This is a genomic window from Puia sp. (assembly GCF_035546395.1).
Lineage (GTDB): Bacteria > Bacteroidota > Bacteroidia > Chitinophagales > Chitinophagaceae > Puia.
Window position 1 is genome coordinate 328,753 of the sequence record NZ_DASZXR010000016.1, and the last position, 13,018, is coordinate 341,770.

Consider the following 13,018-nt stretch of genomic DNA (forward strand, 5'->3'; position numbering starts at 1 on the left):
TTTTGCCATTATGACATTACACTTATGAAGAAGCTTAGCATCCAAAATGTAAAGAAATTGAGCAAGCTCGAGATGAAACGTATCATGGCCGGCAGCGGTGGCGGCGGTAGCGGCGGCGGCACGGGCGGCGGCGGCGGTCAGAACGATTGCGCCAAAGGCTGCCTGGCCGGTTACACGGGATACTGCGTCTATGTTTGCACCTATTGCTATGTAGCCCCCGGGCAAACTTCGGGTTACTGCCAAGCCTGATCAATCATCGATGGAAGGGATCCGTCCCTTCCATCTTTTCCCCCTTTTTATGCGCCTTGCCATCCTCGCCTGTTATTTTGGGACACTGCCCTGGTATTTCCGGTATTTCCTGTATTCCTGCGGCTACAACCCCACGGTGGATTTCTTTATCATCACCGACGATGCCGCGTATAGGGGTCGGCATCCGGCAAATGTCCATTTTGTCTACCGGACCCTGCAGGAGATCCGGTTACTGGCTTCGGAAAGATTGGGTCTTGCCGCAAGGATCGACAACGGATATAAACTTTGCGATTTCAAACCCGCCTTTGGGATCATCTTCCGGGACATCCTGGCCCCCTATGATTTTTGGGGACATGCCGATATCGATATCATCTATGGCAATATCCGCAATTTCATATCGGACGAACTCATGCTGGCCTACGACCTGATCAGCGTGCGGGCCGACTGGTTGACGGGCTGCTTCCTGCTATTCCGCAACTGCGATGCCCTGAACAGGCTGTTCATGCAGAGCAAGGACTATCAACGGGTATTCACCGATCCCCGCCACTTCTGCTTCGACGAGACCAATTTTCGGCACGATGCCTTTACGGAGGGAAAGAACTGGAGGGAGACCCCTTCCGAGATAGAAAGTATGATGCATGTGGTGCAGCGCCTCGGGGATGAGGGCTATCTCCGCGCCTATTTCGACCAGCATATCATCGAGGGCCGCCCGGGCCGGCTGACCTGGAGCAGGGGAACGCTCAGCTATAAGAACGAATTCGAGGCCCTGCTCTATCATTTGATCGAACTGAAACAGGTGTACCGGCCTACCCGACTGCCACGGCGGATGCCGGAAACCTTTTTTATCAGTCCAACAAGGATCTATTCTTAATCAATTTAACTTTTCTCATCATGAAAAAGCTCAGCATTAACAATGTGAAGAAGCTTAACAAGCACGAGATGAAACGGATCATGGCCGGCAGCGGCGGCGCGGGCTGCGGAAATCCCTGCGTTGCCAACTACAACCCGAACTGTTCCGGGGCATGCCCGTACTGCTATGCTCAGCCAGGCACCCAACAGGGCACATGCGTTGCTCACCTGTAGACTTCCCGGGAAGGAGCCCCGGCTCCTTCCGTTTCATCTCATTCTTTCGCCATGTCTGAACTCATTTGCGTTCCCGTTCCGCTGAATATGACGGCCGCCGAGACCGGGCTGTACGCGCCTTACCGGACCTACGCCGACCCCGTGCAGCGGGTGAAGTATTTCAAGAACGTGCTGATCACCCATTCGGGGTTTTGTATCAACCGCGGCGGGCTGATCCCGGAATGCCATCACGACTACCCTCATCAATACGAACATTACCTGGCGGAGGCGAGCCATTCTTATCAGGAGGCGGCCGAAGACCCCGGCCGGCTGATCACCCTGGACGACGACACGGTCTATCTCGCGATCCACCATCCCTGGTTCAATTACTATCACTGGCTCTGTGAGTCCATCTTCCGGCTTTGGCTGGTCCGCAAAAAGCTTCATCGCCTGACCCTGGTGTTGCCGGAATCCTACCGGCACGCGGACTTCATCCGGGGTTCCCTCGAACCCTTCCACCTGAAGAACATCTATTTTATCCCCGACGGCAAGAGCCTGCTCGTGCGCAATCTTTGCCTGCCGCAATTGAAACCAATCTGCGATTCCTATAACGGACGTCATCTCCGGCAGGTGAATCGATTTTACCGGGAACATGCCGCCGGCGTCACGGTCCCCGGAGTGGAACGGCTCTATGTCAGCCGGAAGCTGGCAAGCCGGAGAAAAGTGGTGAATGAGGCGGAGTTGCTCCCCCTGCTGGAAAAATTCGGCTTTACGGTCTTCTACCCCGAAAAGCATTCCTTCCTTGAGCAGGTGGCGATCTTCTCCCGGGTTAGATGGCTGGTCGGAGAACATGGCTCGGGACTCACCAACCTGCTGTTCATGCCGCCGGGCGGCGCCGTGCTGGAACTGCACAAGAACCGGACGAACGAGCTGGATCATCCCAGTTGTCTTTTTTGGTACATGGCGGAGGCACTGGACATCGACTATTTTCACCAAAGCTGCGGGACCGCAGGCCGGGAGGATTACTTCGAAGGGGATTATCATGTCGATCCAAGACTCTTCGAGCAAAATCTCATCGCGCTCACCCGTAAATGTGAGGCCGTATGAAAACCTTACTGGTAGCGACCTTTGTCGATTTTTGGACCGGCGGTTCCGGGCACCGGAGCCGCATCAGCCAACTGATCGGCTTTTTGCAGGATAAGGTGAGCATCACCGTATTCTTTGCCGGGGCGGTATCGGAAGCTGCGAGGGAAACAGTCAGACAGCGGTTTCCGCAGATCGGGCTGGAGGGCGCCGGCGATGCGATGACCTATCGGGATTATAGTCTTCGATTCAGCCATTTTATCCGCGACAGGTTTTATGACTTTGTCCTGGTGGAATACATCGAACTGTCGGGCATCCTGGAATACCTGCCCGAACACACGGTGACCCTGCTGGACACCCACGACCTGGTAGCGGACCGTATCCGGAGCTTCCGGGTGATGGGAGTGCCCTATGACGGCGTGGACCTCAGCCCGGAAGACGAATTGGACATTTTCCGGTGTTACGACCATGTGCTGTTCATCCAGCAAAACGAGCTGGAGTCGGTCGCGCGGGATATCCACCGGGACCGGCTGGTGCTGGCGCCGCATGCCGTGGCGGCGAGCCCATCGCCGATGAGGGAATCGGTACGGCAGATCGGGTTTGTAGCGAGTCCTTATCCCCCCAATGTGGAAGCGCTCGATTGGTTTCTTTGTCAGATCTGGGGCCCGCTGCGAAGGCAGCATTCCGTGACGTTGAATGTTTATGGAAATATCCGCGAGGCTTTTGCGGCGACGGCCGGCATCACAGCCGGCGCCGGCGGGGTCCGGTTCCACGGGTTTGTCGAGGATCTAAAACAGGCGTATAGGGAGTGCGACCTTGTCATCAACCCGGTGAGATGCGGGGCCGGACTGAAAATAAAGAACGTCGAAGCCCTGGCCCATGGCCTGCCCCTGGTAACGACAACGCATGGCGCCTCCGGACTGGAGGACGCAGCCGGAAGCTGCTTTCTGCCGGCAGATGATCCACCGGCCTTTTTGTCGGCAATGGACCGGCTGATCCGGGATGCAGGCTTGCGGCAGGCATTGGGGCGAAACGCCATTGAATATGCCCGGACACATTTTTCAGCCGAAAAATGTTACGGACCACTCGCTTCGATCATTCTATAAATGTTATCCTCATGCGCCATTTCCCCTTTTTTCGCCAACCCGATTCCATGGACTGCGGCCCGACCTGTCTGCGGATGGTCGCCAGGTATTATGGCAGGGATATCTCCCTGCAGTCGCTGCGGGAAAAGTCGCAGATCGGTAAGGAGGGTACGAACCTGCTGGGTGTTACCGAGGCCGCCGAGAGCATCGGGTTCCGGACCCGGGCGGTGAAGTTATCCTATTCCACCCTAACCCGGGAGGCGCTGCTGCCTTGTATCCTGTATTGGAACCAGGTGCATTTTGTCGTGCTCTACCGAACGGGCCGGCGTCGGGTTCGGATAGCCGACCCCGGTATCGGCACGATGCCGCTGTCGAAGGAAGAATTCCTACAAGGCTGGATCTGCGACGCCCCCGGGGACGGCGAGGGCGAAGGAGTCGCGCTGCTGCTGGAGCCAACACCGGCCTTTTATTCGGCCGGCCCGGTGACCGGGAGCCGGACCATGCGATCGGCCTTTCGTTACCTCTTTCCCTATAAGCGGCTGTTGTTCCAGTTGCTCGCCGGGCTCCTCGCCGGCAGCCTCCTGCAGCTGATGCTACCCTTTCTCACGCAAAGCGTCGTGGACGTCGGTATCCATACCTCCGATCTCCATTTTATCACCATCGTCCTGCTGGCCCAGCTGGCCCTGTTCGCGGGAAAGCTAGGTACCGACGTGCTTCGAAGCTGGATCCTGCTGCATATCAGCACCCGAATAAATATAACGGTCATGGCGGAATTCCTGTTGAAGCTGATGGCGCTGCCCGTGTCGTTCTTCGACAGCAAACGAACGGGAGACATCCTGCAGCGGATGAATGATCGCCAGCGGATCGAAACCTTCCTCACCGGCTCCTCCGTGAATCTCCTCTTTTCCCTTGCCAACCTGCTGATCTTTTCCGTCGTGCTCGCCTTTTTCAACATCCGGATCTTTGCCGTCTTCGCTGTCTCGTCGGCGTGTTATGCAGCCTGGGCGGCGGCCTTCCTGCGTTACCGGCGGGCATTGGATCACAAACATTTTGACGTCGCCTCGAAAGAGCAGAGCGCGCTCATTCAACTGGTGCAGGGGATGCAGGAGATAAGGCTGCATAACATGGAGAAGCCGGTCCGGCGGCAATGGGAGAAATTACAGGCAATACTTTTCAGGCTTAGCCAGAAGGGACTTGCCATCCGGAACTGGCAGCAGTCGGGCGCCTCGTTTATCAACGAGGGAAAGAATATCCTGATCACTTTTCTCGCCGCCAGGGCGGTCATCGAAGGTCATATGACGCTGGGGATGATGCTGGCCGTGGCCTATATCGTGGGGCAGCTGAACGGCCCGATCGAACAGATGATCGGCTTTGTGCAGAACTGGCAGGATGCGAAGATCAGCATGGAACGGTTGAATGAGATCCACCATCTCGAAGACGAAGAACCGGACGACGCTTCGTATCTGCAGCAACTGCCGCCGGCGGTCACCCGTCAGCTGGCAGGCGGAAAGGGGCCGGGCATCGGGTTCTCCAGCGTGTCCTTTACCTATCCCGGCGCGGGCAATGAGCCCGTTTTACGGGACATCGACGTGTCGATACCGCGGGGTAAGACGACGGCCATTGTGGGGGTCAGCGGGAGCGGAAAGACGACGTTGCTGAAATTGCTGCTCAAATTCTATGAGCCGCAACAGGGCCGCATCGTTTTGGACGATACGCCTCTTGCCCGTCTCAGCCATAAACTATGGCGGAGCCATTGCGGCGTGGTAATGCAGGAGAGCTATATTTTTTCCGATACCATCGAGCGGAATATTGCGGTGGGCGTGGAGAGCGTCGACAAGGAACGGTTGCGCCATGCAGTGGGGGTGGCGAAGATGGACGAGCTGATCGCATCGCTGCCCCTGGGGTTCAATACGAAGATCGGCGCCGAGGGAACCGGCATCAGCATGGGTCAGAAACAACGCATCCTGATCGCCCGGGCGGTTTACCGGGACCCGGCTTTTATCTTTTTTGACGAAGCGACGAACAGCCTGGATGCCATCAATGAAAAAGCCATCCTGCACAACCTCGAGTCGTTCTTTACCGGCAAGACCGTAGTCGTCGTGGCTCACCGGCTGAGCACGGTGAAGAACGCGGACCAGATCGTGGTGCTGGACCAGGGGAGAGTTGCGGAGAAAGGAACGCATCGGGAACTGGTGGAGGCAAGAGGGGTGTATTATGCATTGGTGAGAAACCAGCTGGAGCTGGGGGATTGAAAATAATACTTTTGACGATGAATAAACGAATTGTTTTGAGCGAAGAAATTCATGAACTGACCGGCAACCGGCCGCCTTGGGTAATCCGCAACGGGAGTCTTTCTTTTCTCCTCCTGCTCCTGGCCGTCGCGGCGGCCAGTTGGTGTGTTCGTGTACCCGCGGTGGTTCACGGATCGTTATCGGTGAGCATAAGGGATGATCAGCCATACGGGCAGATGAGGATTGCGGGAGGATGCCCCCTCCTGCCGGGCCAGCAGGTGATGATCCATACAGCGGGCACGGGAGTACTGATGGGGAGTGTGGAGTTAGTTTCCCGCATTCCTTCTTCTTCCACCTCGTCTTCGGAGGATAGCTGCCTGATACATCTCCGGCTGAAACGCGGATCGACGTTACGCGGTGCAAAGGATCGGCTTTCCGACGCCGAACTAACTGTCCATCAGCGGCTCTTCGACCGGTGGTGGGGCGTGGCACGGCTTTGGTATCGGTAGGTATTATTCACCTTTAAAACGAACAAGCTATGTTACGCTGGACAGTTATCTTTCTGATCGTTGCGATCATTGCGGGGATCTTTGGATTCTTCGGGATCGCGGCAGGGGCGGCGGCCATCGCCAAGACGTTGTTCTTTATCTTTATCGTACTCTTTATCATATCCCTCCTATTCGGAAGAAGGAGCAGCGTGTAGAGTAGCGCCGCCGGCCTAGTCGACGATGCTTAGAGAATAGTTGTCGGCAGAGCCGGCGGCGCCATACGAAAACCCATGGCTGGCCCAGTCCCCAAGCCGGGAACGCATCTGTTGATAGATGTTCTGCGGCTGGCGCACGCCGTTGACGGAGATATCGGTGTCGGTGAGGACAAGCGACCGGAGGTTGCCGGAGTTGCCGATGACATGTTCCTCGACAAGGACCTGGATGCCCTTCTTCAACATCGCGCGGTCTTCGGCGGATTGCTCCCGCTGCGCCTCTTCGCTCCGTTGATAGTCTTCGTCGCAGCTTCGGCAGTCGCTATCGCTTGTTTCCCGGTAGACGGCATCGGACTCATATTTCTCCTGCGCCCGCTCACGCTGCTGCTGCTCGTGCTCGCGTTGTTGCCGCTCCCGGTCGCGTTGCCGCTCGAAATCGCGTTGCTCCCGGTCGCGCTGCTGTCGCTCCCGGTCGCGCTGCTGACGCTCCTGTTCACGCGCGGTCTCGTGTTCGTCGCGTTCGGCCTGCCGCCGTTCACGTTCCATCTGCCGCATCTCCCGGTCCTCGTCATCATCCTTGATGGATGATTTTATCCTCGCGATCACATCACTGTATTTCGCCAGCTCGTCACCGGCGACAGGCCTGGAGTCGACATAGACCTCGGAGGGCTTGTTGTAAACATTGACGATCTTATAGAAATGATCGCCGATATGGGCGGCAAGGATATCCTTTCCCATGGCCGGGAAAAAGATATGGTAGCTGTCCCGGATGCTGTCGGCGGCGTTGTTCTGGCCTTTGACGAGGGTGGCTGACGCGGCAAGAAGGAATGCCAGGGCAAGTTTCGGGCTCATAGTTTTTGGTTGTTTGTCCATAATAGGATACTCGTCAAAAGGCCAAAGGTTACAGCAAACCGCCATTTTATTTTTTGGACAATCGTTTGCGTTGCCCGGACCGGCAAAAAGGGGTATTTTGTAGGATGACTGCAACCACCAGGAACCAAAACGCCATCTACATCATTGGGGGCCTTTTCTTCGTATTCGGTTTCATTACCTGGCTGAACTCGACTTTGATCCCGTACCTAAAGCTCGCGTGCCAGCTAAAGAATGACGTCGAAGCCTTTTTTGTCACCTCCGCCTTTTACATGTCCTATTTTGTATTGGCGTTGCCGGCCTCTTTTATCCTGAAAATCACGGGATTCAAGCGAGGAATGGCCTGGGGACTGGCAGTCCTGGGCATCGGAGCCCTGCTCTTCATCCCGGCAGCGAACACCCGGAGCTTTCCGCTTTTTCTCTTCGCCCTTTTCGTACAGGGCGGCGGGCTATCGCTCTTACAAACAGCCTCCAACCCCTACGTAAGTATCCTCGGCCCGATGGAGAGCGGCGCTAAACGCATCAGCATCATGGGTATTTGCAATAAGGGCGGCGGTATCCTGAGCCCCCTGATCCTGTCATCACTGCTTTTGCAGGGAACCGACGCCATACGCAACCACGTGAATACCACTACCGACGCGGCAACCCGGGAGCAGTTGCTCAGTGAGCTCGCGAGCCGGGTGATCGTCCCGTATGCCGTCATCGGCATTTCGCTTTTTCTCCTGGCTTTTGTGCTGATGCGATTGGGGTTGCCGGAGATCGAGCAGGAGCAGCCGGCCGCAGGGGGGACCGTTGAAGCGGTGGAGATGCGAACGAGCATCTTTGACTATCCGCACTTGTGGTTAGGGGTGATATGCCTCTTTCTTTATGTCGGCGTCGAAGTATTGGCAGGCGACGCCATCGCCATCTATGGCCAGTCAGAGGGCATGACGATCGCCGCGACGAAGTATTTTTCCAGCTATACCCTCAGCGCGATGCTTGTCGGCTACGTAGTTGGTATTTTTTGCATTCCAAAGGTATTCAGCCAGGAGATGGGTCTGCGCCTCTCGGCGATGCTGGGACTCGTAGTGACGGTGCTTGCCTATTTCACCACGGGATATACGGCCATCGCGTTTGTCGCATTGATGGGGCTTGCCAATGCGCTGGTATGGCCCGCCATCTGGCCGCTGGCGATCGACGGACTCGGACGCCATATCAAAACGGGAGCAGCCTTGCTGATCATGGGTATCGCAGGCGCATCCGTCATCCCGCCGGTATACGGGGCGTTGAAGGGTAACCCCGCCATTGGGAATAAGCTGGCCTTCCTGATCTGCACGTTCCCCTGCTATCTTTATATCCTCTATTATGCTGTCTGGGGACACAAGCGGCAAAAGCGGCAGGTGAGTGTGGCAGTGGCATAGGGGTTGACGCTGGCGCTGGCGCCGGTTCGCGGTCCTGCCGGTGGCTAAGGGTTGGAGCCGGTGTGGAAATGGACGGAGGCGCTGCAGTTGCACCCATCGCCGACCGATAGGCCCTGGTGGGCCCAGCGGCCGAATTTTTCCTTTAATTCTTTATGGATCGCCTCGTCGGCTTTCTTGCCATTAATCATCAGCTCATCATCAGTAAGCAAGAGGGACTTTAGGCCGGCCGCATCGGGGATGAGTTTTTTCTCTACGAGAAAAGCCGTGAGGCGGCGGAAGTTCTCGCGGTCTTCGGCGGCTTGGCGGCGATCTGCTTCGGCTTGTTCGCGGTCGCGGGCTGCCTGTTCCCGGTCGCGGACCGCTTGCTCCTGGTCATGAACCGCCTGCTCCCGGTCACGCGCCGCCTGTCGCCGTTCGACTTCGGCCTGGGCCCGATCCCGGTCGGCGTGGGCCCGGTCCCGATCGGCCTGCTGACGATCGAGCTCTCCCTGGGCACGGTCACGTTCCGCCTGGGCCTCGTCGATCTCGACCTGTTTCAGGATGCGGCTGACCACGGAAGCATATTTTGAGCGATCGGCGGAATCGATCTTTTTGTTGTCGACGCACAGCCCCGTTATCACGCCCCCCATCCGGGTGATCGTGTAGATATGTCCCTTCCAATCGGTGTTCAGGATCTCCTGGCCCTTGCCGTCGAAGATATGGTAGTTCGAGCTGTTGTCAGGCAGCTGGCCGCTCGACTGGGCCTTCGCACCGGCAAGGGCGAGCAGGATGGCCGCCCCGGTGAGCAGGGCGTTGATCTTACTGTTCATGGCGTCTGTTTACACGTGAATACTCCGGCGCCGGAAAAAGGTTACCGGTATTTTGGACCTTTTTTATCTTTGATCCCTTATGACCGCCCAAGACCGCATCGCCGCCTATGCGAAGAAATTCGTTCCGCTTTCAGAAAAGGAGGCAATGGACTTTATGGCGCCCTTCCAGGAAGTGAAGGTCAGGAAACGGCAATTCATCGTCCAACCGGGTTTCGTGGCCAGGCACCGCTGGTGGGTCATCCAGGGAGCGTTGCGGGGGTATGTGGTCGGCGATGCAGGAGAAGACTATACCATCCAGCTGGCGATCGAGGAATGGTGGATCTCCGACTACAACAGCTATATCTTCCAGCAGCCGGCGAGCATGTTCGTCGTCGCGCTGGAAGACTGCGTGCTGCTGCAGATAAGCCACGAGGACGAGAAAGAACTAAAGGCGGCCAATCATAAATTCGAGACTTTTTTCCGCATCCTCGGCGAACGATCCACCGCCTCGATGCAGCGCCGCATCATCATGAACCTCACCCATACCGCGGAGGAACGCTATCACTACTTCCTCGAAAATTACCCGCTCATGGCCGATCGCCTCCCTCAATACGTGATCGCCTCTTTCCTGGGAATGACCACGGAATTCCTCTCCAAGATCCGCAACCGCAAGGTGAAGCCAAAAAAATAAGACCATCACTTCCCAGTGATGGTCTTGACCCTTTTAATCCAAATTAGAAGAACCGTGTAACTGTACGTGCTTATGAAGAATGAAACCCTGAATTAGCTGCTCGTTATAATTAGTACTAGCCGGGTGTCGTTTTGTAACTACATTTTTGAAACTTTTCTTACCCATTGATAATCAGGTGTAACCAGGCTGTTCAAGGTCAGGTCTAAGGGAGAAACATCCAGCTGGCGCGCAAGCGGGTGATCCCCGGCTGGACGGCAGCACTGATCGGCCTCGGCGCACTGGCCTTTCCCATCAGTCGCATCCCCAGTCGCATCCCGCGGATCGAATGGGTAGCACATACTGCAGACCTGTTGCTGGCGATTCCCTTCTGTTATCTGGGCTGCCGGGGGATGTTTTCCACCGATTTTAACCGTACTTTGAGGGTATGAAAAGAATCGTTGTTTTTTGCGGGTCCAGTTCGGGAACCGACCCGGTGTTCGCTGCGCAGGCATATGCCACCGGCAAGCTGCTGGCACGGCAGGGCATCGGGATTGTCTATGGCGGTGCGAGGGTCGGGCTGATGGGCGCGGTGGCCGACGGGGCGTTGGAAGAGGGTGGGGAGGTGATCGGCGTATTGCCCCGCTTCCTGAAGGGGAAAGAGATAGGTCATACAGGTCTGACGGACCTGATCGTCGTCGACACGATGCACGAACGCAAGACGAAAATGCATGAGCTGTCGGACGGGGTCATCACACTGCCCGGCGGCTTCGGAACGATGGAGGAAGTATTTGAGATGGTCACCTGGGGTCAGCTCGGGCTGCACAAAAAACCGGTTGGCGTACTGAACGTCGATGGCTTTTATAACCATCTCCGGGACCTTCTCGAAACCATGGTCAACAAGGGATTCCTGAAAGCAGAGAACCAGCGGATGCTGCTTTTCGCCGACACCATCGAAGAGCTGCTGGAGAAGATGCGAAACTACCAGGCGCCTGCCACGCCGAAATGGATCACCAAAGAGATCACATGAACGTCCACGTTGAGCCGGCGCGGCTTATCGCGACGCGGGAATGGTCATGCGGGGCGTGCTCAATCACCTGCTGGCATCAGTTGAGTCCAAATAAGTTCTGGATATCTTTATCCATCAACAGGAAGCGGATCAGACTATCTTCTTCTTCGGGTATTTCGGCATAGGGCTGACCGGTAAACAGCCGGAGATATTTTCCTTCCATGAGCTGGTCGAGGGCTTCATTCTTCTCCGCGACGACCGAGCCGATGGTCTCGCGGGCTTCGCGGGTAAATCGGACCGTCTCCGCATCGACCTTTCCTTCTTTTATAAACCCTTTTGTTTTCTTGTGACAGCGGCAGGGATTGGCCGGATCGATCAGTCCGCACTTATCATCCATGAATTGAAAGAGATCGTGTTTGGCGCGCGAGAGCTGTTTGCGGAAGTTCTCGGGCGTCATGTCGAGGAGCCGGGCCGCGATGGGGGATCGCAGGTTAAAGACCCCGCCAAGGATGAGGACGATGCGCTGTTCGCGGCTGAGGCAAAGCAGGGTGCTGGCCATGCATTTGTTACGGACGGTGATGATGTGGTCCTTGTAGGTGTCCTGTTCATCGGCCGTCATTTCTTCGTCGTTGTGGATAGTGTCGTTGAAGGCGCCGAGATCTTCGAAACTGATAGTTTCGGATTGGCGGCGCTGGGCGCTGAGGAAATGGTTCATCACGATGCGGTAGAGCCAGGTGCGGAAATTGCTTTTGGCCTCATACTGCGAGAGCTTGGTGACCATCTTGACGAGGACTTCCTGGGTGAGGTCGGCGGCATCATTGGGTTCGCGGACGAGTTTGAGGGCGATGTTGTAGATAAAGCGCTGGTGCCGCCGGACGAGCTGTCCGGCGGCTTCGCGCGAGCCACCGCAGGCCTGGGAGACGAGGGTGAGATCGTCTTGCTCGTTATAGTCCGCTGCGAAAGGATACATACTACTATATTAAGGAATTTCTGGCTTCTCCCGCGTGCAGCGGGTCAACTTCTCCCCGCGCCCATCCCACCATCGACGGCCCAGATGGCGCCGGTGATCCACGCGGCCTCGTCGGAGAGGAGGAAGGCTACGGCGGCCGCGATCTCGGCAGCCTGGCCATTGCGACCGAGCGGGTGAATAGCGCTCAGCGACTTGTACACCTCTTTTGCCTTTTCGGGCGAACCTGCCAACTCATCCAGCACGCCGGTCTCGACGACCCCGGGCGCTATCGCATTGACCCGGATCTTATCCGCCGCCAGTTCCATCGCCGCCTGTTGGGTGAGGGCCTGCAGCCCGGCCTTGGCCATCGAATAGGCAGAGGTAGGCGTGCCTTTCATGGCCGCGGTAGCCCACCAGGAGCCGATGTTGACGATCGCTCCGCCACCATTCGCTTTCATTTTCTTCGCAACGGCCTGCGTGATAAAAAAGAAGCCCCTATTGATATCGAGGAAGGCGTCATATTCCGCGGGGGTGGTGTCCAGGAAGGGCTTGGGGGCAAAGAAACCGGAGGCATTGACGAGGTAATCGATCCGTTCGACTTCACCAAGTTTTGCGATGAAGGACCTGACCGCTGGTTCACTGGTCAGGTCGACTTGCAGACCGGTGATGCCATCGCTCCAGGGCTCTTTCAGCGCCGCATCGATGCTTTGCCGGCTTTTGCTGGCGATGATGACGGTTGCGCCTTTATCCGCTAATAATTGCGCCGTGGCCTTGCCCATGCCGCTGGATCCCCCGATGATGAGGGCCGACTTTCCGTTGAAGGTATTCTTGTTCATAACGATGTGTTTCCAGTTGGACGCGGCCTTTGCGCAACTGTGACAAAAACTAAAAATTATGGCAATTTGTGACCTCCAAGGATGACAAG

15 protein-coding genes are annotated in these 13,018 nt (G+C 56.7%); 11 read left to right on the forward strand and 4 right to left on the reverse strand.

Annotated elements, in window-relative coordinates; translation table 11 throughout:
• Positions 1 to 24: 24 nt before the first annotated feature.
• The 8 genes from VHE34_RS22495 to VHE34_RS22530 are packed head-to-tail and all read left to right on the forward strand — an operon-like array spanning position 25 to position 6,413.
• Positions 25 to 249, forward strand: coding sequence for a hypothetical protein (locus VHE34_RS22495; protein ID WP_325592104.1), 225 nt, complete (start codon positions 25 to 27; stop codon positions 247 to 249).
• A gap of 10 nt (positions 250 to 259) precedes the next feature.
• Positions 260 to 1,120 (forward strand): DUF6625 family protein, encoded by an 861-nt coding sequence (locus tag VHE34_RS22500; RefSeq protein WP_325592106.1) that lies wholly within the window; start codon positions 260 to 262, stop codon positions 1,118 to 1,120.
• Between the two features lie 20 nt (positions 1,121 to 1,140).
• Positions 1,141 to 1,332, forward strand: coding sequence for a hypothetical protein (locus VHE34_RS22505; RefSeq protein WP_325592108.1), 192 nt, complete (start codon positions 1,141 to 1,143; stop codon positions 1,330 to 1,332).
• Positions 1,333 to 1,383: 51 nt separating this feature from the next.
• A complete protein-coding gene (locus VHE34_RS22510) occupies positions 1,384 to 2,418 on the forward strand; it encodes a glycosyltransferase family 61 protein (protein WP_325592110.1) in 1,035 nt (344 codons plus the stop codon).
• Positions 2,415 to 3,500, forward strand: a complete 1,086-nt coding sequence (locus VHE34_RS22515; protein ID WP_325592112.1) for a glycosyltransferase family 4 protein — start codon at positions 2,415 to 2,417, stop codon at positions 3,498 to 3,500. Before VHE34_RS22510 ends, VHE34_RS22515 begins: the two co-directional genes overlap by 4 nt.
• Positions 3,501 to 3,511: 11 nt before the next feature.
• Positions 3,512 to 5,731 carry a peptidase domain-containing ABC transporter gene (locus VHE34_RS22520; protein ID WP_325592114.1) on the forward strand — a complete coding sequence of 740 codons (2,220 nt, stop codon included), beginning with the start codon at positions 3,512 to 3,514 and terminating at the stop codon, positions 5,729 to 5,731.
• Positions 5,732 to 5,748: 17 nt separating this feature from the next.
• Positions 5,749 to 6,219 carry a hypothetical protein gene (locus VHE34_RS22525; RefSeq protein ID WP_325592116.1) on the forward strand — a complete coding sequence of 157 codons (471 nt, stop codon included), beginning with the start codon at positions 5,749 to 5,751 and terminating at the stop codon, positions 6,217 to 6,219.
• A gap of 29 nt (positions 6,220 to 6,248) precedes the next feature.
• Complete coding sequence (locus VHE34_RS22530) at positions 6,249 to 6,413, forward strand: DUF1328 family protein (protein WP_325592118.1); 165 nt, start codon at positions 6,249 to 6,251, stop codon at positions 6,411 to 6,413.
• Between the two features lie 15 nt (positions 6,414 to 6,428).
• Here the strand turns inward: VHE34_RS22530 and VHE34_RS22535 are convergent, their stop codons facing one another.
• Positions 6,429 to 7,262 carry a hypothetical protein gene (locus VHE34_RS22535; protein ID WP_325592120.1) on the reverse strand — a complete coding sequence of 278 codons (834 nt, stop codon included), beginning with the start codon at positions 7,260 to 7,262 and terminating at the stop codon, positions 6,429 to 6,431.
• A gap of 125 nt (positions 7,263 to 7,387) precedes the next feature.
• On the opposite strand from VHE34_RS22535, the gene VHE34_RS22540 reads away from it, so the two are divergent.
• Entirely contained in the window at positions 7,388 to 8,680 is a 1,293-nt protein-coding gene (locus VHE34_RS22540; protein WP_325592122.1) for a sugar MFS transporter, read from the forward strand.
• Positions 8,681 to 8,724: 44 nt separating this feature from the next.
• Here the strand turns inward: VHE34_RS22540 and VHE34_RS22545 are convergent, their stop codons facing one another.
• Positions 8,725 to 9,489 carry a hypothetical protein gene (locus tag VHE34_RS22545; protein WP_325592124.1) on the reverse strand — a complete coding sequence of 255 codons (765 nt, stop codon included), beginning with the start codon at positions 9,487 to 9,489 and terminating at the stop codon, positions 8,725 to 8,727.
• A gap of 79 nt (positions 9,490 to 9,568) precedes the next feature.
• On the opposite strand from VHE34_RS22545, the gene VHE34_RS22550 reads away from it, so the two are divergent.
• Together VHE34_RS22550 and VHE34_RS22555 are read left to right on the forward strand one after the other, a co-directional pair.
• Complete coding sequence (locus VHE34_RS22550; protein WP_325592126.1) at positions 9,569 to 10,159, forward strand: Crp/Fnr family transcriptional regulator; 591 nt, start codon at positions 9,569 to 9,571, stop codon at positions 10,157 to 10,159.
• A 424-nt stretch (positions 10,160 to 10,583) separates the two neighbouring features.
• Positions 10,584 to 11,165 carry a TIGR00730 family Rossman fold protein gene (locus tag VHE34_RS22555; RefSeq protein WP_325592128.1) on the forward strand — a complete coding sequence of 194 codons (582 nt, stop codon included), beginning with the start codon at positions 10,584 to 10,586 and terminating at the stop codon, positions 11,163 to 11,165.
• 76 nt (positions 11,166 to 11,241) lie between these two features.
• On the opposite strand, the gene VHE34_RS22560 is transcribed toward VHE34_RS22555, so the two are convergent.
• The gene (locus VHE34_RS22560) at positions 11,242 to 12,114 is read right to left on the reverse strand and encodes an RNA polymerase sigma factor (RefSeq protein ID WP_325592130.1); all 873 of its coding nucleotides are present in this window, start codon (positions 12,112 to 12,114) and stop codon (positions 11,242 to 11,244) included.
• Between the two features lie 44 nt (positions 12,115 to 12,158).
• On the reverse strand, positions 12,159 to 12,929 hold the full coding sequence (locus VHE34_RS22565; RefSeq protein ID WP_325592132.1) for an SDR family oxidoreductase: 771 nt from the start codon (positions 12,927 to 12,929) through the stop codon (positions 12,159 to 12,161).
• Positions 12,930 to 13,018 lie beyond the last annotated feature (89 nt).

What these genes read in the sequence shown, in the direction of transcription:
- VHE34_RS22520 (WP_325592114.1), top strand. Translation starts at nt 3,512, where the DNA reads ATGCGCCATTTCCCCTTTTTTCGCCAACCCGATTCCATGGACTGCGGC.
- VHE34_RS22510 (WP_325592110.1), top strand. Translation starts at nt 1,384, where the DNA reads ATGTCTGAACTCATTTGCGTTCCCGTTCCGCTGAATATGACGGCCGCC.
- VHE34_RS22505 (WP_325592108.1), top strand. Translation starts at nt 1,141, where the DNA reads ATGAAAAAGCTCAGCATTAACAATGTGAAGAAGCTTAACAAGCACGAG.
- VHE34_RS22555 (WP_325592128.1), top strand. Translation starts at nt 10,584, where the DNA reads ATGAAAAGAATCGTTGTTTTTTGCGGGTCCAGTTCGGGAACCGACCCG.
- VHE34_RS22545 (WP_325592124.1), bottom strand. Translation starts at nt 9,489, where the DNA reads ATGAACAGTAAGATCAACGCCCTGCTCACCGGGGCGGCCATCCTGCTC.
- VHE34_RS22560 (WP_325592130.1), bottom strand. Translation starts at nt 12,114, where the DNA reads ATGTATCCTTTCGCAGCGGACTATAACGAGCAAGACGATCTCACCCTC.
- VHE34_RS22540 (WP_325592122.1), top strand. Translation starts at nt 7,388, where the DNA reads ATGACTGCAACCACCAGGAACCAAAACGCCATCTACATCATTGGGGGC.
- VHE34_RS22535 (WP_325592120.1), bottom strand. Translation starts at nt 7,262, where the DNA reads ATGAGCCCGAAACTTGCCCTGGCATTCCTTCTTGCCGCGTCAGCCACC.
- VHE34_RS22515 (WP_325592112.1), top strand. Translation starts at nt 2,415, where the DNA reads ATGAAAACCTTACTGGTAGCGACCTTTGTCGATTTTTGGACCGGCGGT.
- VHE34_RS22500 (WP_325592106.1), top strand. Translation starts at nt 260, where the DNA reads ATGGAAGGGATCCGTCCCTTCCATCTTTTCCCCCTTTTTATGCGCCTT.
- VHE34_RS22525 (WP_325592116.1), top strand. Translation starts at nt 5,749, where the DNA reads ATGAATAAACGAATTGTTTTGAGCGAAGAAATTCATGAACTGACCGGC.
- VHE34_RS22550 (WP_325592126.1), top strand. Translation starts at nt 9,569, where the DNA reads ATGACCGCCCAAGACCGCATCGCCGCCTATGCGAAGAAATTCGTTCCG.
- VHE34_RS22530 (WP_325592118.1), top strand. Translation starts at nt 6,249, where the DNA reads ATGTTACGCTGGACAGTTATCTTTCTGATCGTTGCGATCATTGCGGGG.
- VHE34_RS22565 (WP_325592132.1), bottom strand. Translation starts at nt 12,929, where the DNA reads ATGAACAAGAATACCTTCAACGGAAAGTCGGCCCTCATCATCGGGGGA.
- VHE34_RS22495 (WP_325592104.1), top strand. Translation starts at nt 25, where the DNA reads ATGAAGAAGCTTAGCATCCAAAATGTAAAGAAATTGAGCAAGCTCGAG.